The sequence below is a fragment of the Maribacter aquivivus genome, from assembly GCF_900142175.1.
Taxonomy (GTDB): Bacteria; Bacteroidota; Bacteroidia; order Flavobacteriales; family Flavobacteriaceae; genus Maribacter; species Maribacter aquivivus.
Window position 1 is genome coordinate 12,990 of record NZ_FQZX01000006.1, and the last position, 19,085, is coordinate 32,074.

Genomic DNA, 19,085 nt, shown 5'->3' on the forward strand with positions numbered 1-19,085 from the left:
AACCGTGTGTAGCTTTTTGTTCGCCTTTGCCAAAGTGTTTGGCTTAATCTCCCAAGGCATGGAGTAATTAAAAAAAAGGGGATAGTTAACTATCCCCTTTTTTGCAATATTATTTTCTAATACCAAGCTCTTTAATTAGCTCTCTGTATTTTACAATATCATTTTTAATCATGTAATCAAGAAGACTTCTTCTTTTACCTACTAGTTTCACAAGTGAACGCTCAGTGTTGTAATCTTTATGATTTTTTTTCAAGTGACCAGTTAAGTGGTTGATTCTGTGTGTAAATAAGGCAATTTGCCCTTCTGTAGAACCAGTGTTTTCTGCTTTACCACCGTGTTTCTTGAAAATTTCTGCTTTTACTTCTTTTGTAAGATACATTCCAATATTATTTTAAATGATTTTTATGTATTATGATTGATTTTCAATCAGGGCGCAAAGATACTCTTTTTTTAATATAAGAAACTATATCGAATCAAGAAATAAATTTAGGCTTCTTTAGATCTCACAGGGTTGTTCTGAATTAGGTCAATATATAGGTTAACCTTTTTCTTTAAATCTCTTCTGTGAGAAATAAAATCTAAAAAGCCATGCTCCAATAAAAACTCTGAAGATTGAAAACCTTCAGGTAATTCTTTACCGGTAGTATCTTTAACTATACGAGGACCTGCAAAACCGATCAAAGCACCTGGTTCGGCAATATTAATATCGCCTAACATAGCATATGATGCCGTTGTACCACCTGTTGTAGGATCTGTACATAATGAAATGTATGGTAAACCAGCATCAGATAATTGAGCCAATTTAGCAGATGTTTTAGCTAATTGCATTAATGAAAGCGCAGCCTCCATCATACGTGCCCCACCAGATTTAGAAATCATCATAAATGGTGTTTTCTTTTTGATGGCGTGGTCAATACCACGAGCAATCTTTTCACCTACAACACTACCCATAGAACCGCCAATGAATTTAAAATCCATACAGCAGATAACGATATCTTTACCAAAGGACTTTCCGTATCCTGTTCTTACAGCATCTTTAAGTCCGGTTTTTTTCTGTGCAGCTTTTAAACGCTCGCTATATTTCTTGGTATCCTCAAATTTTAAAGGGTCTTTAGAGGTAAGCTTTTCATCAAGTTCAGTAAACTTATTGTTATCGAACAGGATTTCAAAGTATTCTTTACTACCGATCCTTACATGATAATCATCTTCTGGGCTTACATAAAAGTTTTTTGCAAGATCATCAGACTCGACAATTTTACCTGTGGGCGATTTGTACCACAAGCCTTTTGGAGTGTCTTTTTTTTCCTCGGTAGAGGTTTGTATCCCTTTTTCTTTTCTTTTAAACCAAGCCGTCATATCATCCATTTATTGGTTAATCTAAAGTTTATTAAAGCGTATTAACGTTATTTAAATCTTCAAACGCTTTTTTCAAACGCTCAATAAAAGCAGTTTCACCTTTTCTTAACCAAACTCTTGGGTCATAATATTTCTTGTTAGGCTCATCTGATCCTTTAGGATTTCCAATTTGTGCCTGCAAGTAATCTTTATTATCCTGTACGTAGTCACGAACACCTGCTAAAAATGCATATTGTAAATCAGTATCAATGTTCATTTTAATAACACCGTAGCTGATACCTTCTCTAATTTCTTCTACTGTTGATCCAGAACCACCATGGAATACAAAATCGATATGGTTATGCTCAACCCCGTATTTCTTAGAAATGTATTCTTGAGAATTCTTAAGGATTTTCGGAGTTAATTTTACGTTACCTGGCTTATATACACCATGAACATTACCAAATGCAGCGGCAATTGTAAACTTAGGGCTAACTTTAGAAAGCTCTTCGTAAGCATATGCTACTTCTTCTGGTTGTGTATATAATTTAGAATCATCTACATCAGAATTATCAACACCATCTTCTTCACCACCTGTAATACCTAATTCGATTTCTAAAGTCATGTTCATTTTGCTCATGCGCTCTAGGTAACCTTTACAAATTTCAATGTTCTCTTCTAAAGGCTCTTCAGAAAGATCGATCATATGTGAACTGAACAATGATTTACCAGTTTCAGCGAAATGTTTTTCACTAGCATCTAGAAGACCGTCGATCCAAGGCAATAATTTTTTTGCACAATGATCTGTATGTAGAATAACTGTAGCACCATAAGCTTCTGCTAATTGGTGAACATGTTTTGCACCAGCAACTGCACCTAAAATAGCTGCTTTTTGCCCATCATTAGAAAGACCTTTACCAGCATTAAACTGAGCTCCACCATTAGAAAATTGAATGATAACAGGAGCATTTAAGCTTGCTGCTGTCTCTAAAACACCATTAATAGTATCTGAACCAATAACGTTTACCGCAGGTAATGCAAATCCTTTTTCTTTTGCGTAGTTGAAAATTGCTTGAACTTCGTCTCCGGTTGCAACTCCCGGTTTGATATTGTGAGCCATAATTATGTAGTTGTTTGTTTCTAAAAAAAAATGAAAAACAAAAGTAATAAAACAATTATATTTAAAAGGGATAGTTGATGCCTATTTGCAATACAGAATTCGCAAAATTATAATCTCTAAACCAACGTTTAGACTGAATTTCAGCAGGGTTGTAGGTTTTAAAGCCTAAATCTAACCTAAAAAGAAAGTAGGTAAAATCGTATCGCAGCCCAACACCGGTACCAAGAGCAATATCCTTTAAAGATCCCAATCCGTCAAAAGTAGCGTCAGGGTCTTCTACATTATCTAGAACGTTCCAAATGTTACCGGCATCGGCAAAAATTGCTCCGTTAATGTCACCAACAACAGGAAATCTATATTCTAAGTTTAATGCTAATTTTAAATTTGCTTCATTAAAATCATTTACTGCAGATACACTACCAGGACCTAATGAGTAAGGGAACCATGCGCGGTTATCGTTTGAGCCACCACCAAAATAACTTCGTACAAAAGGGATGTTGTCAGAATTGCCGTAAGGTATAGCAATACCGAAAAAAGCTCGCGCAGCTAATACATTTGAACGTGATAAGTCCCAATATTTAACATACTCAAATTCATTTTTAATGTACTGTGAAAATGGAACACCAAAAACTAAAAGTTGGTCATTGTCATTTTTGTTAAAGGGTATAAATGATGAAAATGCAGATAAAACATTTCCAGCGCCTTCAATCTTCCAGCGAAATTGATAAAATGAATTATCGATGATTCCTGTTCTATTCGTTTTATTGAACGTGTAGTTTGTTGCGAAAATTAAATTGTTTTCAGTAAGTCTAATTCTTCTTTCTTCAATTGAACTAACATCATCAAAATCGCTGGTAGTAGAAGCTACTTCATTATCTAAAATAGCACTTGTGAATCCTTTTGTACCTGATGGAATTATTAAATTAAGTTCAGTGTCGCTATCTCCTGTTTCAAAATAATCGGCTAATTCTGGGTATAAATCAGCGTCCTCATATGTGTCAGCAATATCGTCTAAGAGTTCATATGTGTTTGTATAGACATTATAGAACCTGTTACTGTTTACGTTTCTTACAAATTGGATATTCAATAATTCAACATCGTGATTTACAAAATCGCTTGGTGTCCAGCTGTAGCCTAAAACGGTGTTGAATGTCTGCTTGTCTAGACCAATATTATTCTGAAAATTGGTTCCAATAGCAATTCTAGTTTTAGGTAGCGTGTAATTAGGTATTATTCTAGACGTATTAATGAAAGGAAACCAAATTCTTGGGAAATCTAAAGTTACATCTCCACCAAATTCTGAGAAATAGTTGGCTTCAAAAGTATTGCTGCTCAAAAGACCATAAGATCCATTTGCAGAAATACTTAAGTTTTCTGCTCCTTTAAAAATGTTTCTTATAAGTAGGGTAGTACCTAGGCCAACACCTAATCTACGTAAGTTAGAACGACTAACTTCAAAATCAGTCCCGAGCGTATATTTGGTTTTTGGGGCTAAATAAATATTGGTATTTACTTGGTTGCCTAAGGAGTCCGCTTCAAAAATAATGTTTGGATACTTAAAAACATTAAGTGCGTTTAACTGTCTAGAAGTTCTAATTTTATCTACATCTCTATAAATACTATCCTTTTTAAAAAAGATGGCATTTGCCAAAGTTTTTGGTTTAATGTCAAAATTCTTAGAGTAATGAATGGTATAATCTTGGTAATCTAGTGTGTAAAGAGAATCTTGGGTGCTTGTAGATAGGTAGTCTGTATAGATATTAATCTTATTAATTTTTTCAACTTTATAAGCAGATGTCGTTACTTCGTTTTCACCTCTAGTTTTTAAATCACCAATATTAAGGGTGATATTCATTTTTTGGTCATCTGCAGATCTAGTGGTATCCCTTAATATATCGAAAGTAATGGAGCTTTCTTGAAAATTTCTAATACCACTATTTCTAAAAATACCTGTTAGTCGTTCTCTTTCGCTGTTAAAGTTAGATAAGTCGAATTGCTGGCCTTCTCTTATTAGTGAGTTTGCAGAATTTAAAAAATAAAGCGAGTCGATTGCGGTTGATGAAATATTGTTGCCAAGAGAATCTATCATATAAGGGTCTCCTAGTGCTATATGATAATTTACTTTTGCTTTCTTATGTTTAGTACTGTCAATAAGGTATGTGGTAGAGTTGGTGAAAAAACCCTTACTCTGATAATAGGCACTTAATTTTGCTAAAGTTAAACGTGTTTTTGTAGTATCAAGAATAGTAGGTTCTTCTCCAATATCTTTAAGCCAGTTGCTAAGACCTTTTACCATAAAAGACTCCCCTAAACGCTCTACTTGTTTAGCGGAAAGTAATTTTGTAAGTCTCTTTTTTCTGTTTTCTTTCTTATAAAGCCATTCATTAAAAGAGGAATCCGGATTTTCTTTGGCTAGGTTATATAAATTAAGTCTTAATGGATATCCTAATACGGTAGAATTGGATTTTTGATAGATAAGACTTTCTAATTCTTCGTTATTTACTTTTATAGAATCGGCGTAGATGGAGTTCTTAATTACCAAATATTCATCTTCCTCAACTTTTTTAAGCGAGTTACAGGATAGCAAGACTATTGCCAGTAGTGATAATAAGCTTAATTTAGCCATGTTGTTTTTGGAGCAAAGTGCCATCCTCATATAAATCAAAAATACATTATTTGAATGGTTGTCAAAAGTGAATTGAAACTTATCAAAAGTCTACAGCAAAAAAAGTGCCGAAATGAGCATGGACTTTTTGTTGTTGAAGGTAAAAAGACCGTGGAGGAAGTATTGAATTCCAACATGGAGATTTATAAATTATTTACTGTTGATTCTAATGAATTGGAAACTGGTGACGTACCGTTCTATTCAATATCAAATAAGGAATTATCACAAATAAGTAGCCTTAAAAATCCTAATGGATATCTTGGGGTTTTTCATATTCCTAAACCAACAGATCAAATTCTTTCAGATTGGATTTTAGTATTGGATGGTGTGCAGGATCCAGGTAATTTGGGTACCATAATTAGATTGTGTGACTGGTTTGGAATTACAGATATTATTTGCTCAACGGATACTGTTGATTGTTATAATCCTAAAGTGCTACAAGCAACTATGGGTTCTATTACCAGAGTAAATGTTCGATATAAGGGTCTTGATGCTTTTTTAAATTCAACACAATTGCCGGTGTATGGAACATTTATGGATGGGGTTAGCGTAAATAATACAAAACTGCCGAATAAAGGAATAATGATTATGGGTAATGAGGGTAAGGGTATTTCAGATACAATTGCTCAATTATGTACGGACAGGTTGGCTATTCCTCAATTTGGTGATATAACTACAGAGAGTTTAAATGTGGCATCCGCTACGGCAATATTGCTTCACGAAATTAGAAAATAGATTAGGCTATTAATTTACATGATGTAACAGTAAAGTAAGATCTTAAATTTTGCTAATTACTATTCAAAAGTAAAATTGATGAAAAGACCACGAGTTTTTAAAGATTCAATATTTCCGGTCCAAGGACTATTTGGGTCTTGATCTGGTACTAGTTCATCGGTTAAGGCAAAAACACCTCGTATGGATGGAGTGAATTTAAAGTATTCCAAATAAAAATCTATGCCAAAACCTAGTTCGTAATTATAAACCCATTTTTTCATTCTAAAAGTACCAGAGCTGTTATCATCTAGACTTTCTTCATTACTACCTAGATTTAAACTACGTGAGCCACCAGCTAATAAAAATGGTTTAAAATTCCCGAATCTTCGTGTACTTGCTTTAAGTAGAACAGGAAAATTTATATAAGTAGATTTAACTTCTCGAATAGCATCACGTTCATCATCAAAGCCAGGAAAACCCATTAATCTTGATCCGTAATGTAGACCTGGTTCAAAGCGCAGGTCTAAAAATTCATTAAGTCGCAGTTCGCCAATCAATCCAACATTAAATCCAAAACTTTTGCTAACTAAGACATCTTGTGCATTTTCCTTGTATTCAATTTTGAAATCATACTGATTTAAACCTAAGAAATAACCCCAGTTAATGAGTTTTTTATCCTCGTTCTGTTTGTTCAATATGGGACTTTCGTTGAATTGAGCACTCAATATATTCGTTATCAACAACGTTAGGCTTATAAAAAACCACTTCTTCATATATGCTGGTTTACGATTGTAAAACGTCAAATATATATTGTGAGTATGCTAAAAATAAATATTAGCCTTTTTCGCAACATAAATTGATGCAACCCCAAATGTTTGAGGTTTATTCGTTACATCTATAAACCCAATTTCGCGTAAAATATTGTTGAAATTTTCGCCATGTGGAAAAACAGAAGCAGATTCGCTTAAATAGCCATAAGCAGAATCGTCTTTCGAGAATAATTTTCCTATTAGTGGGAGTATATTTTTAGTATAAAAGCTATAGCCTTGTCTGTAAGGCGTTTTGGTAGGTACAGAAGTTTCTAAAACAACCAACGTGCCATTTGGTTTTAAGACACGTAGAATTTCTGCCATACCGGTATTCAAAGTTTCAAAATTTCTTACTCCAAAAGAAACAGTTACGGCATCAAAAGAATTGTCTTCGAAAGTTAGTTTCTCACTATCACCAACAACCATTTCAATAGTGCTGTTTAGTTTTTTATCGGTGACTTTGTCTTTACCAACAGCTAGCATGCCTGGAGAAATATCTAGACCTACAATCTTTTTTGCACCTGTTTTAACAAGAGCAATTGCTAGATCTCCTGTACCTGTAGCAATGTCCAGAATAGATTGTGGTTTTTCTTTTTTTAATATTTCAACAACTTTTTTACGCCATTTAATATCTATGCCAAACGATATTACGCGGTTTAGACCGTCATAATTTTTAGAGATAGTATCGAACATTTTAGTAACCTGTTCCTTTTTTCCCAGGTTAGAATCTTTATATGGCGTAACTTTTTGGGGCATTTTATTGCTATTTTTTTGGCAAATATACGATATAGCTAGTGCTTTATTCCTTTTTAACCATTTAGGTTGGTTGTTGATGGTTAAAGAATTGAAAATAAAGAATAAACTAATTTAATTATGTAATTTTGCCCCATAATAAATGCTATATATTTCAACACTACTTTTAAGTATATATAATAGTTAAGAGAAGAAAATTAGTGCTTGATAATTAGCGGTCTAATAAAATAAATGAAGATTATAATTGCTGGTGCTGGGGAAGTAGGCTTTCATTTAGCCAAGTTACTCTCTTATGAATCACAGGATATTACCTTAATCGATTCTAAAAAAGAAAGTCTTGCTTACGCAGATAATCATCTAGATATTCGAGTTTTAAAAGGTGATGCAACTTCTATTGCGGTATTAAATGATGCTCAGGTAAAAGATTCAGATTTGGTTATTGCAGTAACTTCTTCAGAAACTACGAACTTAACACTTTGCATGCTGGCTAAGCAATTAGGCTGTAAGCGAACTATTGCCAGAATATCGAATACAGAGTTTATTAAGAATAAAGATTTATTGAGGTTTTCAGATTTAGGTATCGATGAGTTGATATCTCCGGAAGCTTTGGCAGCAACTGAAATTCAGATGCTTTTAAATAAATCTGCGTTTAATGATACTTATGAATTTGAAGATGGAGAGTTGATCATGGTAGGTGTATCATTATTGAAGTCGGCACCATTTGTAGGTAAGCAAGTAAAAGAAGCGGCTAAGATTTTTCCAGAATTACACTTTATGCCAATTGCATTACAGCGAACAGGTACTCAGTATACGGTAATACCTAGAGGTGATACTGTATTTAAAGAAGGTGATCAAGTGTATTTTATAACCGTAAAAAAAGGTGTAGATGAGCTTTATAAATTAACCGGAAAGAAAAAAGCCGAAATCAAGAATGTAATGATTCTTGGAGGAAGTAAAGTAGGTTATAAAACAGCTAGAGATCTATGTGCTAACAAATTCAACGTAAAGTTGATAGAAAAAAACAAAGAAAAAGCCTTTGATTTAGCAGATGAGTTGCCAAATGCACTTGTAATTAATGGTGATGGCAGAAATGTTGAATTGTTAGATGAAGAGAGTTTAGAATCTATGGATGCCTTTATTGCGGTAACTGGAAATTCTGAAACGAATATTATGTCTTGCTTGGTAGCAAAATCAAAGTATATAAAAAAGACGATAGCCCTAGTTGAGAATATGGATTATTTTCAGCTCTCTCATTCTATTGGTATTGATACATTGATCAACAAAAAACTTTTAGCGGCTAATAATATTTTTAGGCATATACGAAAAGGAGAGGTTGTTGCCTTAATGCGTTTGAATAATTTAAATGCTGAGATTTTGGAATTTATAGTAAAAAAGAATTCAAAAGTAACCGGTGCAACAATTAGGGAGCTAGATTTTCCGAAAGCGGCTACTATTGGTGGTGTTGTTAGGGATGGTGTTGGGCATATTGCACTTGGTGGATTTAAAATCCAAGAAGGTGACCGAGTAGTAGTTTGTTGTTTGCCAAACGAAATTCAAAAAATAGAACGAATGTTCCTGTAAGATGCGGCTTAATTTAAGAATCATAATTCATATAATGGGGCTTCTATTGCTGTGCAATGGGGGCTTTATGCTTTTGGCAGCTGTTGTTAGTGGTGTATATCAAGACGGGGCTACTTTGAGTATAGCTTTGGCATCTATAAGCACAATGTTTGTAGGGGTTTTTATGATGTACTATACTAGAGGTCATAAAAAGGAAGTAAAGCAGAAAGAAGGCTATATTATTGTAACCTTCGGGTGGATAGTGATGTCTATTTCTGGTATGCTGCCTTATTTGTTTTCAGGGGCTATACCTACGGTAACAAATGCTTTTTTTGAAACCATTTCTGGTTATACAACCACCGGAGCTTCAATTATGGATGATATAGAAGCGATGCCAGAAGGTATTTTGTTTTGGAGAAGTTTAACCCACTGGATTGGTGGTATGGGTATCATCGTTTTGGCGATTGCCATATTACCATTGTTGGGAATAGGAGGTATGCAGTTGTTTTCTGCGGAGGCACCGGGACCTACAGGAGATAAATTACATCCAAGAATTACAGATACGGCAAAACGTTTGTGGTTAATTTATTTCGGGTATACTGTAGCAGAAACTATTTTACTTCAAGTAGCGGGAATGTCATTTTTTGATGCTATCAATCACGCTATGGCAACGCTATCTACTGGTGGTTTTTCAACTAAAAATGCAAGTGTAGCACATTGGAATGATCAACCTGTCATTCAATATATCATCATATTCTTTATGTTTCTGGCAGGTAGTAATTTTGTACTTAGCTATTTTGCCTTTAAAGGAAAAGTTCAGAAAGTAATACAAGATGAAGAGTTTAAATACTACGCAGGTTTTACGATTGTTTTTACTATTATCGTGGCGCTGGTAGTGTATTACCAAGCTAATATTACAGAGCTTACTCCTGGTTACCCTATGGTTTTAGGTAAGGCAGAAAGCGCATTCAGGCATTCGCTATTTCAAATTATCTCCGTGATTACGACAACAGGTTTTGTAAGTGCAGATTTTACGCAGTGGACACCTTTCTTGACGGTGTTTTTCTTTGGATTGTTCTTCTTAGGAGGGTCGGCGGGATCAACTGCAGGTGGTATAAAAGTAATGCGACACTTATTGATTATAAAGAATGGTGTGTTGGAGTTTAAGCGAACTTTGCATACTAATGCCATTATACCTGTACGATATAACAATAAGACTGTAAAAGAGAAAATAGTTTATAATATTATAGGATTCTTTGTACTGTACATGCTACTCTTTATTATTGGAGCTTTAGTTTTGGGCTTTTTAGGATTAGATTTTGAATCTGCCATTGGGGGTGCTGCATCATCTTTGGGTAATGTTGGTCCGGCGTTAGGAAGTTTGAATCCGGTGAGTAATTTTAATAGTTTACCCGATTTGGCAAAGTGGTGGTGCGGTTTTTTAATGTTGGCAGGTAGATTAGAACTTTTTACGGTACTGATATTATTGACCCCATATTTTTGGAAAAGAACTTAGGTTTAATGAAAGTATAAAGCATAAAAAAGTCCCTTCGAATGAAGGGGCTTTTTTATTATATGATTTAGCTGAGGTTTATTTCAGCGCTTCTTTTATTCTTGATATCGCTTCTTTAATTTCTTTTACCGATGCAGCATAAGAAATACGGATGCAATTGCCATTTCCAAAAGCATCACCGGTTACGGTTGCAACGTTAGCTGCTTCTAAAATGTACATTGAGAAATCTGAAGCATTATTGATAGTTGTACCATTGAATGTTTTGCCAAAATAAGCGGTTACATCTGGGTAAACATAAAAAGCACCTTCTGGCTCATTACATTTAAATCCTTCAATATCGTTTAGCAAGCCCAAAATAAGTTTACGTCTTTCTTTAAATTCATCTACCATGTATTTAATACGGTCTGGCGATTCTTCTAAAGCAGTAATTACAGCACGCTGAGCAATACAATTTGCGCCACTGGTAACTTGACCTTGTAGTTTGTTGGTTGCGCGAGCTATGTAAGCAGGTGCACCAATATAGCCAATACGCCATCCGGTCATCGCAAATGCTTTTGCAACTCCGTTTACGGTAACCGTGCGATCAAACATATCTTCAAATTCTGCCATCGAAGCATGTGCGGTAACACCATAATTGATATGCTCGTAAATTTCATCGCTTACCACAATAATTTGTGGGTGATTTTTTAAAACATCTGCAAGTGCACGTAATTCTTTTTTGCTATAAATTGATCCGCTTGGGTTGCAAGGAGAGCTATACCATAACATTCTTGTTTTAGGTGTAATAGCAGCCTCTAACTGTTCCGGGGTCATTTTAAAATCGTTCTCTAAAGAAGTAGGTACTTCTACAGGTACGCCATCTGCTAATTTTACAATATCACTATAGCTAACCCAGTAAGGGCATGGCAAAATAACTTCATCACCAGGGTTTAGAATAACCTGTGCAACGTTATATAAAGATTGTTTAGCACCCGTTGAGACAACAATTTGTGGTAGTTCGTATGATAGGTTGTTATCTCTTTTAAATTTAGTGATAATAGCCTTTTTTAAATCTACATAACCATCAACAGGTGTGTAAGAATTGTAATCGTCTTTTACTGCTTGAATCGCAGCATCTTTAATATAATCTGGAGTATTAAAATCTGGTTCGCCTAAGCTTAAACCAATAATATCTTTTCCTTGTGCTCTTAATTCACGGGCCTTAGCGGCCATTTCCAAAGTAGCTGACGGTGTAACGCTGTTTATTCTGTCCGAAAGTTGATTGCTCATGGTTGCTCTTAATTTCTAGTATTGTAATGTAGGCTCCTTGCCTAATTCTTTTAAATGTTTAAAATGCGAAATTATAGCTTTTCTAGTAGTTTTATACTCGTGATATGGTAAATTAAATTCCTGTGCCGTTTGTTTCACAATTTTCGAAATATTTGTGTAATGTACGTGACTAATGTTCGGGAATATATGGTGTTCAACTTGGTGATTTAAACCACCTGTAAACCAATTTACAATCTTGTTTTTAGTGCCGAAGTTTACAGTAGTGAACAATTGGTGAATTGCCCATGTATTTTTCATAGTACCAGATTCATCAGGTAATGGTGTGTCAGCATCATCTACAATATGAGCTAATTGAAATACAACACTTAATATTACCCCTGCAACATAATGCATTAAAAAGAAGCCGATTAAGATTTTCCACCATGCAATATCTAAAATCAACATTGGTAATACGATCCAAATAGTTACGTAAAGTAATTTTGTAATAATTAGAGTGCTCCAGTTCATTCTAGCACTTGGTAATTTACCGTAAGATAATTTACGTTTCATGTAGCGATACATCTGTTGAAAATCTGTAGTAATTGCCCAGTTAAAAGTTAGCAAGCCATAAAGAAGTACCGAGTAGAAATGTTGAAATCTATGGTGTTTTTTCCATTCTGCATGTTTAGAGAAACGTAAAATTCTACCCGCTTCCATATCTTCATCATGTTCATGAATGTTGGTGTATGTATGGTGAAGTACATTGTGTTGTACCTGCCAGTTGTATACATTACCTGCAAGAATGTAGATACTACTCCCCATTAACTTGTTTACCCATTTCTTGTTGGAGTATGCGCCATGGTTACCATCATGCATTACGTTCATGCCAACGCCGGCCATGCCAATACCCATAACTATGGTTAATAGAAAATTAGCCCAATTAGGTAGGCCTAATGTCAGTATTAAAAAATAAGGGGCAAGAAAAAGAGCAAACATAACTACAGTCTTAAGATGTAATTTCCAGTTGCCTGTTTTCTTTAATTTATTTGTTTTGAAATAATCGTTAACTCTACTGTTCAAAGTTTTAAAAAACTTTGCAGAATCTGTTCTTGGAAAACGAATGGTATTTTGTTCCATAATTAGGTAATCTTTTACTTAATATTTTGTAATTGAATCTATAATAGTTTGATAGCTTAATTAAAAGCTAAATCTTTGCATCAGTGAAAATACTAATATTATCTATTTACAAATATACGCATGACTGTTGAAATCATATTTGAAAATTTTCCCAATTTATCTGAAGATCAGAAACAAAACTTCATAAAATTAGAGGAACTATATAAAGATTGGAATCAAAAAATTAATGTCGTTTCAAGAAAAGACATAGATGAACTCTATTTAAGACATGTTTTGCATTCTTTGGGAATAGCAAAATTCATCACTTTTAAAGATGGTTCATCTATACTAGATGTTGGTACCGGAGGTGGTTTTCCTGGAATTCCATTAGCTATTTTATTTCCTGAAGTCCATTTTACTTTAGTTGACTCTATAGGTAAGAAGATTAAAGTAGTTAATGAGGTAGTTGAAGGTTTGCAACTAACCAATGTTACTACCATAAACGCGCGAGTAGAGGAGATACCTGGTCAATTCGATTTTATTGTCAGTAGGGCTGTTGCCGCGATGCCGACTTTTGTGCATTGGATAAAAGGGAAAATTAAAAAGGAATCTAAACACCCTATTCGTAATGGAATATTATACTTAAAAGGTGGTGATTTAAATGAGGAATTAAAAGATTATAGAACCGCTGAGGTTTACAATTTGACCGATTATTTTAAAGAAGATTTCTTTGAAACAAAGAAAATGGTCTACTTGCCTCTAAAGTTTAAAGGATAACAGCATAAAATTATAGTAGAAAAGCACCGTAATAAGCCTTTTTGTATTTGCGAGCAAACTCTTTTAGATAGTTCCAAGTTTGAGTAGGAGTGCTTATTAAATGTAATCTTATATTTTTAGTAGTCATAAGTTATTGATTTTAAATGAAGTACAAATCTCGCTAAATTACTATTAGTTTACAATTAATTAACGTTAAATTTACATTGATATTGTGTGAGTAAAGTGTTAATACTTCTAAAATCATAAAAAAAAACGCCCATCAACTATGTGTCGATGGGCGTTTTTTGTATTTGTAAAATTGTTTATTTACTCCAAGGTGGAACAACTCCGTTTGTTCTTGCATAAGCAATAAGTTGACCTTTGTGTTCGCCATTATGTTCCATAATAGCTAGTAATCCGCCTAATTTATTCGACTTCATAAAACCGAAATCAACTTCTTCATTTAAAGAACCATCTTCAACTTTCGTAATGTTTTCTAATACAAATTCGTTAGATTTTTTAAGAGCTGCAATGATATTTTCTTTACCCGTAATTTTACCTAAGTTCATAACATCTACATCTTCAGGAGGAGCAAATCCTAATTTAGAGGCTAAAAAGTAATTTCCGCCTGCAACGTGTAAAAGGGCTTCACCAACAGAGCTGATTCCTTCTGCCGGTCTCCAGTCGTATTTTTCTTCAGGAAAAGCTTCGGCAAGCTGTATCACCTGAGATTGATTTCCGGTTAATACGGCTTTAATTGTGTTCTGAGTTAATTCTTCTTGTGCGTAAGAAAAGCATCCTGCAAATAAGAATGCTGCGAGTAGTAACTTTTTCATAATTAGTGTGTTAAGGTTGTTAAAAGTATTATGTGATACTTGTAATGTAATATAAAAGAAGCGCTATGCCAAAAAAAAGGCTGAATTTTAAATTCAGCCTTTTAAGTTATTTTTTATCCTAAAAACGGATACCTGTAATCAACAGGGGTAACAAAAGTCTCTTTGATTAATCTTGGAGAAACCCAACGTAAAAGGTTTTGGGCTGATCCTGCCTTATCGTTTGTTCCAGAAGCTCTTGCTCCACCGAAAGGTTGTTGACCAACTACAGCACCTGTAGGTTTGTCATTGATATAGAAGTTACCTGCACAGTTTTGTAGTGCCTTTGTAGCTTCGTCAATAGCATATCTATCTTGTGAAAGTACAGCGCCAGTAAGAGCATACTCAGAAGTGCCATCAATTAATTGTAATGTTTCGCTCCAATCTTTATCGTCGTAAACGTAAATAGTAACCACAGGACCGAATAATTCAGTTTCCATAGTAGTGTATTTAGGGTCTGTTGTTAAGATAACCGTTGGTTCGATAAAGTAACCTTTAGATTTGTCAAAAGAACCACCAGCATATATCTCGGCATTTTTATCTTCTTTGGCTTGGGTAATATATTTCGCCAATTTATCAAAAGAACCTTCGTGAATAACGGCAGTAATAAAATTGCTCATATCTTCAGGAGATCCAGGTTTGTTAAAAGAAGCGATATCAGCTTTAACATGTTCTAAAATCTCTTTAGAAGTAGATTTTGGTAAATATACTCTTGAAGCTGCGCTACATTTTTGACCTTGAAATTCAAATGCACCTCTTGAGATAGCAGTAGCTACTTGTTTAGGGTTAGCGGTAGGGTGTGCTAGAATAAAATCTTTACCACCAGTTTCGCCAACTATTTTTGGGTATGTTTTGTAGGTATGGATGTTATTTCCTATTTGCTTCCAAAGTTCTTTAAAAACGTGTGTAGAACCTGTAAAGTGGATACCGGCAAAATCTGGACTAGCCAATACTGTTTCGGTAATCATTACTGGATCACCATAAACAACATTGATAACTCCGTCAGGCAAACCGGCTTCTTTGAAAACATCTACAATAACTTTTGCAGAGAAAACCTGTGAGTCACTCGGTTTCCAAACAACAACGTTCCCCATCATAGCTGCACTTGCAGGTAAATTACCGGCAATGGCAGTAAAATTGAAAGGAGTAATAGCGTAAATGAATCCTTCTAAAGGACGGTATTCTACCCTGTTCCAAATACCTTCGGCAGAATCTGGTTGCTCTGCATAAATTTGAGACATGTATTCTACGTTAAAACGTAAAAAGTCAATTAACTCGCAAGCGGCATCTATTTCTGCTTGGTGAATATTTTTAGATTGTGCAATCATGGTAGCTGCATTAATCTTCGCACGGTAAGGACCTGCAAGTAATTCAGCGGCTTTTAAGAAAATAGCTGCGCGTTGCTCCCAAGTTAAGTTAGCCCATGCATCTCTAGATGATAAACAGTTGTCAATTGCAGACTGTACATTTTCTTTATTGGCAGTATGATAGGTGCCTACAATGTGTTTGTGATCGTGTGGAGGTGACATTGGCTTAGTGTTGCCTGTGCGTACCTCTTCTGAACCAATATACATTGGTACGTCAACTTTGTCGTTGAAATATGCTTTGTATTGTTCCAAAACTGCTTCTCTTTCTGGAGATCCAGGAGCATAGCTTTTAATTGGTTCATTAAATGCTGTAGGAACTTGAAAAAATCCTTTACCCATTGTCAATTTTTTTAAATTAAAAAGTTGATCAAAGGTACTAAAAGGGTGTTGGACTAAAAATTATTAAAAGACTTTAGTTAAGGGCGAAAGGTGCGCTAAATTTAAAAGTAGGAATGTAAACTCTAAACTTTTCTGCATTACTCATAATGACCATATTGTAATGACCTTTCATTGCACCTATTGGTGATGTTAGTAGGCAACCTGAATTGTAAGTGTGAGATTCCCCTGGCTGAATTACTGGTTTTTTTCCAATAACACCTTCGCCATCTAAGGTTTCCATTTCATTTAAAGAGTCATATATTTTCCAATGACGAGAAGTTAACTGAACAACATCTTTACTTTGGTTCTCAATAGTGATAGTGTACCCAAATGCATAATGCATTTTGTAGTTTTTAAAGAACGTGCCTTCAAAAGTTGTTTGAACCGAAATTTTAATGCCTTTAGTTACCTGTGTTATCATCATATTTAATATGTAAATACGCTTGCTGCGATTAATATAGTTATCGCTATAATTCCTAAAATAAAAAATATTGTATTCAGGAAAAAATATTTTATAACCGTTTTAACTCTTCCTTGTTGATAGAAATTCCGCATTGCTTTATAAAGGTAGATTGCGAATATTAAAATAAATACTCCTTCACTACTAATATTGAACACTGAGTTGATCAAATTGCTAACAATGAGCAAGATAAATAATAATGACTGATTGTGGAAACTAAAGATTAAATGATCGGTATAAGTGTATTTTTTTCTGATATAGACCATCCAGATGAAAAAAGAAAAGAACGGAAGAAAGAAAAATGTGGTGAATGGCAGTTTTGAAATTAAAGAATTTACGAACGTTCCAGGTCGTTTTTCAATGTCAACAAAGCTATTGGCCAAGTTAAAAGCCATTTCGTTTTCTCGGTTTTCAGGTATTTCAAATTTTGTTACACCTTGTTCAAAATAGTAAATGGTGTCATGCTTAATAATAGAGTTGAAAAAGTCTATTTTCCCTAAAAATCGACGGGTGAGATTCTCTGTATTTATTTCTTTAAAGTAAGACTTAGGGTCTTTTAAAATGGTAGAATCTTTATCGCTTATTTGGTTTTTAAAAAATCTATTTATTTTAAGCGAGTCCATTTGGGTAAGCGCAAGCTGTCTTTCTTCTTCATTTTCAAATTCAATTTTATCAAATTCCTCATTAAGGTCAAAAATCGGTTTTTTGTTTTCTGAACCAAATTTATTGTAAGATTCAAACTCACTATTAAAACTGATAATCAAAAAGTAGATAATCGATAAACTTAATAAAAAGCGAAAAGGATTTGTGTATGATAAACGCTTCCCATTAATGTATTCTCGTGTTATTTTACCTGGTTTTAAAAGTAAGGCGGTTAAGGTTTTCCATAGTTTAGAATCATATGAGAAATAATTCGCGAGAAATTCTTCAAAAAAATCAAAAAGGGTGAGTTTTTTTGTGCTGTTGGCTTGAGAGCAATTAGGGCAGTATTTGTCACTTAACTCTAGTGGGTGCCCACAATTTAGGCAGTCTACACCTCTGTATTTTAGTTTAAATCTGCCTGATGGTTGAACGGCTGGTTTGTTCTCCATAAATCAATGAAAAACGTAAATATACAGCTAGTTGGTGATATTTCTAGAATTGGCAGAGCCAATACCGATTATACTATCGTACATGTCGCCAAAGTTGCGGTAGTATACAAGTACCAAATAATTGTTTTCAGTAAAATGAAAGTTGCCGCCTACTTCATTTAATTTAATTTTTTCGCCACTTTTTACTGCATACTTATAATTATAAAATCCCTGTTTCATTTTTAGGGTGGCTTCTAACATGCCGTTTTTTTCATTGTATACCAGTTTGTTTTGGTCTGTAAGCGCGTAATTATTGAATTTACCGAAAATATAGACATCGTCTAGGGCAATGTATTCGGTGTAAGGTAAACTGAAATATACGTTGGTGTACTCAGCTTCTCTAGAGGCATTGTCGCCTTGTAAAGTTCTAACAACAAAATCCCCGTTAATATCAGGAAAATAGGTGTATGGTTTGTCGTTTCTAAAATCGTCAGAGAATAAATAATGGTTATATAAATCTGTTAAATCAATACTCGAAATTTGAGAACTTGGAGCTCTAAGGTCGCTAGTATCGAACAATAGAAATTCGTTACCACCATAAAATGCAGTTTCTTGATCATATTTATAAACTAATTCGCTTCCCATTGTGTATTGCGGGGCAATGTTGGTAATAGCTGTTGACCAATAATGATTTTGAAGAATTGCAACTTTAACTTCTTTTTTTGGGTTTATAAGGCGTAATGATCCAGAAGTGATACTAAATTGAACTACTTGCTTTTCGTTAATGTAATTAAAATCTCTAGAACGTTTAATGGAAGTAGAGACGGAAACAATGTCTTTATATACTACAAATCTTCTTGAGAACTGTAAGTCGTTGCTGCTATTGTATATTTCTATAAGATAATTGCCACTAACTTTTAGTCTAACATTGTCATTTGGTATGGTAAGTTGGTAGTTTGAGTATGATTGTAAAGTGCTGTAACTGTTCTCATAATCTGTAATTCGTTGGTTGTCGACACCGTCTAAATATTGAGATTTTAATAAAGAAGAAGGGGTCCAATCGTAATCGCAATGAATTACCTTATAATAATAGTCTTGTTCATTGGCTAAAATATCATCGAATTCTAAATATAAGGGTTCGCCTATTTTAATAACGGGAAATTGATCTTCGGTAGGTCCTTTGAAAACGATCGATTTAATATTTTCTGGTGGGTTTACCTCTTCTTGAACTTGAGCAACTATATTTTGCAAAAATAATAGACAAATAAAATGTTTGAAGAAAATGCGCATTATACCCCGTTTTTTTTAAGTAAAGGTAAACAAAAAGGGTGCCTAAAAAATATAGCTCG

The 19,085-nt window shown here is 34.2% G+C and carries 17 protein-coding genes; 4 read left to right on the forward strand and 13 right to left on the reverse strand.

Going from position 1 to position 19,085, the window contains the following annotated elements:
• Window positions 1–109 precede the first annotated feature (109 nt).
• The 4 genes from rpsO to tamL all read right to left on the reverse strand — a co-directional run bounded on the left by rpsO (window position 110) and on the right by tamL (window position 5,081).
• The gene (gene rpsO, locus BUC31_RS19460; protein WP_027067979.1) at window positions 110–379 is read right to left on the reverse strand and encodes a 30S ribosomal protein S15; all 270 of its coding nucleotides are present in this window, start codon (window positions 377–379) and stop codon (window positions 110–112) included.
• 107 nt (window positions 380–486) lie between these two features.
• Entirely contained in the window at window positions 487–1,356 is an 870-nt protein-coding gene (accD, locus tag BUC31_RS19465; protein ID WP_036147529.1) for an acetyl-CoA carboxylase, carboxyltransferase subunit beta, read from the reverse strand.
• A 31-nt stretch (window positions 1,357–1,387) separates the two neighbouring features.
• The gene (gene fbaA / locus BUC31_RS19470; protein WP_027067977.1) at window positions 1,388–2,455 is read right to left on the reverse strand and encodes a class II fructose-bisphosphate aldolase; all 1,068 of its coding nucleotides are present in this window, start codon (window positions 2,453–2,455) and stop codon (window positions 1,388–1,390) included.
• Between the two features lie 61 nt (window positions 2,456–2,516).
• Window positions 2,517–5,081 (reverse strand): translocation and assembly module lipoprotein TamL, encoded by a 2,565-nt coding sequence (tamL, locus tag BUC31_RS19475; protein ID WP_244534081.1) that lies wholly within the window; start codon window positions 5,079–5,081, stop codon window positions 2,517–2,519.
• Window positions 5,082–5,135: 54 nt separating this feature from the next.
• Here tamL and BUC31_RS19480 point away from each other — a divergent pair, with 54 nt between their 5' ends.
• The gene (locus BUC31_RS19480; RefSeq protein ID WP_073247403.1) at window positions 5,136–5,855 is read left to right on the forward strand and encodes a TrmH family RNA methyltransferase; all 720 of its coding nucleotides are present in this window, start codon (window positions 5,136–5,138) and stop codon (window positions 5,853–5,855) included.
• A 59-nt stretch (window positions 5,856–5,914) separates the two neighbouring features.
• On the opposite strand, the gene porT is transcribed toward BUC31_RS19480, so the two are convergent.
• Entirely contained in the window at window positions 5,915–6,607 is a 693-nt protein-coding gene (gene porT / locus BUC31_RS19485; RefSeq protein ID WP_027067974.1) for a type IX secretion/gliding motility protein PorT/SprT, read from the reverse strand.
• Between the two features lie 48 nt (window positions 6,608–6,655).
• Window positions 6,656–7,399, reverse strand: coding sequence for a bifunctional demethylmenaquinone methyltransferase/2-methoxy-6-polyprenyl-1,4-benzoquinol methylase UbiE (ubiE, locus tag BUC31_RS19490; protein WP_073247405.1), 744 nt, complete (start codon window positions 7,397–7,399; stop codon window positions 6,656–6,658).
• A 228-nt stretch (window positions 7,400–7,627) separates the two neighbouring features.
• Here ubiE and trkA point away from each other — a divergent pair, with 228 nt between their 5' ends.
• Both trkA and BUC31_RS19500 read left to right on the forward strand, forming a co-directional pair.
• Entirely contained in the window at window positions 7,628–8,977 is a 1,350-nt protein-coding gene (trkA, locus tag BUC31_RS19495; RefSeq protein WP_073247406.1) for a Trk system potassium transporter TrkA, read from the forward strand.
• Window position 8,978: 1 nt separating this feature from the next.
• A complete protein-coding gene (locus tag BUC31_RS19500) occupies window positions 8,979–10,472 on the forward strand; it encodes a TrkH family potassium uptake protein (RefSeq protein ID WP_073247408.1) in 1,494 nt (497 codons plus the stop codon).
• 75 nt (window positions 10,473–10,547) lie between these two features.
• Here the strand turns inward: BUC31_RS19500 and BUC31_RS19505 are convergent, their stop codons facing one another.
• Both BUC31_RS19505 and BUC31_RS19510 read right to left on the reverse strand, forming a co-directional pair.
• Window positions 10,548–11,738 carry a pyridoxal phosphate-dependent aminotransferase gene (locus BUC31_RS19505; RefSeq protein ID WP_073247410.1) on the reverse strand — a complete coding sequence of 397 codons (1,191 nt, stop codon included), beginning with the start codon at window positions 11,736–11,738 and terminating at the stop codon, window positions 10,548–10,550.
• Between the two features lie 15 nt (window positions 11,739–11,753).
• A complete protein-coding gene (locus BUC31_RS19510; RefSeq protein WP_073247411.1) occupies window positions 11,754–12,854 on the reverse strand; it encodes a fatty acid desaturase family protein in 1,101 nt (366 codons plus the stop codon).
• A 120-nt stretch (window positions 12,855–12,974) separates the two neighbouring features.
• Here BUC31_RS19510 and rsmG point away from each other — a divergent pair, with 120 nt between their 5' ends.
• Window positions 12,975–13,610, forward strand: a complete 636-nt coding sequence (gene rsmG, locus BUC31_RS19515) for a 16S rRNA (guanine(527)-N(7))-methyltransferase RsmG (protein ID WP_073247413.1) — start codon at window positions 12,975–12,977, stop codon at window positions 13,608–13,610.
• Between the two features lie 302 nt (window positions 13,611–13,912).
• Here the strand turns inward: rsmG and BUC31_RS19520 are convergent, their stop codons facing one another.
• The 5 genes from BUC31_RS19520 to BUC31_RS19540 all read right to left on the reverse strand — a co-directional run bounded on the left by BUC31_RS19520 (window position 13,913) and on the right by BUC31_RS19540 (window position 19,026).
• A complete protein-coding gene (locus tag BUC31_RS19520) occupies window positions 13,913–14,425 on the reverse strand; it encodes a DinB family protein (RefSeq protein ID WP_073247415.1) in 513 nt (170 codons plus the stop codon).
• A 113-nt stretch (window positions 14,426–14,538) separates the two neighbouring features.
• Complete coding sequence (gene pruA / locus BUC31_RS19525; RefSeq protein ID WP_073247417.1) at window positions 14,539–16,167, reverse strand: L-glutamate gamma-semialdehyde dehydrogenase; 1,629 nt, start codon at window positions 16,165–16,167, stop codon at window positions 14,539–14,541.
• Between the two features lie 73 nt (window positions 16,168–16,240).
• Window positions 16,241–16,627 carry a Co2+/Mg2+ efflux protein ApaG gene (gene apaG / locus BUC31_RS19530; protein ID WP_073247456.1) on the reverse strand — a complete coding sequence of 129 codons (387 nt, stop codon included), beginning with the start codon at window positions 16,625–16,627 and terminating at the stop codon, window positions 16,241–16,243.
• Between the two features lie 5 nt (window positions 16,628–16,632).
• Window positions 16,633–17,757, reverse strand: coding sequence for a DUF3667 domain-containing protein (locus BUC31_RS19535; protein WP_073247419.1), 1,125 nt, complete (start codon window positions 17,755–17,757; stop codon window positions 16,633–16,635).
• A 27-nt stretch (window positions 17,758–17,784) separates the two neighbouring features.
• Window positions 17,785–19,026 (reverse strand): type IX secretion system plug protein, encoded by a 1,242-nt coding sequence (locus tag BUC31_RS19540; protein WP_073247422.1) that lies wholly within the window; start codon window positions 19,024–19,026, stop codon window positions 17,785–17,787.
• Between the last annotated feature and the right edge of the window lie 59 nt (window positions 19,027–19,085).

Excerpts from the sequence above, each read along its gene's own strand:
- rpsO (WP_027067979.1), bottom strand. The coding sequence starts at position 379 with ATGTATCTTACAAAAGAAGTAAAAGCAGAAATTTTCAAGAAACACGGT.
- accD (WP_036147529.1), bottom strand. The coding sequence starts at position 1,356 with ATGACGGCTTGGTTTAAAAGAAAAGAAAAAGGGATACAAACCTCTACC.
- fbaA (WP_027067977.1), bottom strand. The coding sequence starts at position 2,455 with ATGGCTCACAATATCAAACCGGGAGTTGCAACCGGAGACGAAGTTCAA.
- tamL (WP_244534081.1), bottom strand. The coding sequence starts at position 5,081 with ATGGCTAAATTAAGCTTATTATCACTACTGGCAATAGTCTTGCTATCC.
- BUC31_RS19480 (WP_073247403.1), top strand. The coding sequence starts at position 5,136 with ATGGTTGTCAAAAGTGAATTGAAACTTATCAAAAGTCTACAGCAAAAA.
- porT (WP_027067974.1), bottom strand. The coding sequence starts at position 6,607 with ATGAAGAAGTGGTTTTTTATAAGCCTAACGTTGTTGATAACGAATATA.
- ubiE (WP_073247405.1), bottom strand. The coding sequence starts at position 7,399 with ATGCCCCAAAAAGTTACGCCATATAAAGATTCTAACCTGGGAAAAAAG.
- trkA (WP_073247406.1), top strand. The coding sequence starts at position 7,628 with ATGAAGATTATAATTGCTGGTGCTGGGGAAGTAGGCTTTCATTTAGCC.
- BUC31_RS19500 (WP_073247408.1), top strand. The coding sequence starts at position 8,979 with ATGCGGCTTAATTTAAGAATCATAATTCATATAATGGGGCTTCTATTG.
- BUC31_RS19505 (WP_073247410.1), bottom strand. The coding sequence starts at position 11,738 with ATGAGCAATCAACTTTCGGACAGAATAAACAGCGTTACACCGTCAGCT.
- BUC31_RS19510 (WP_073247411.1), bottom strand. The coding sequence starts at position 12,854 with ATGGAACAAAATACCATTCGTTTTCCAAGAACAGATTCTGCAAAGTTT.
- rsmG (WP_073247413.1), top strand. The coding sequence starts at position 12,975 with ATGACTGTTGAAATCATATTTGAAAATTTTCCCAATTTATCTGAAGAT.
- BUC31_RS19520 (WP_073247415.1), bottom strand. The coding sequence starts at position 14,425 with ATGAAAAAGTTACTACTCGCAGCATTCTTATTTGCAGGATGCTTTTCT.
- pruA (WP_073247417.1), bottom strand. The coding sequence starts at position 16,167 with ATGGGTAAAGGATTTTTTCAAGTTCCTACAGCATTTAATGAACCAATT.
- apaG (WP_073247456.1), bottom strand. The coding sequence starts at position 16,627 with ATGATAACACAGGTAACTAAAGGCATTAAAATTTCGGTTCAAACAACT.
- BUC31_RS19535 (WP_073247419.1), bottom strand. The coding sequence starts at position 17,757 with ATGGAGAACAAACCAGCCGTTCAACCATCAGGCAGATTTAAACTAAAA.
- BUC31_RS19540 (WP_073247422.1), bottom strand. The coding sequence starts at position 19,026 with ATGCGCATTTTCTTCAAACATTTTATTTGTCTATTATTTTTGCAAAAT.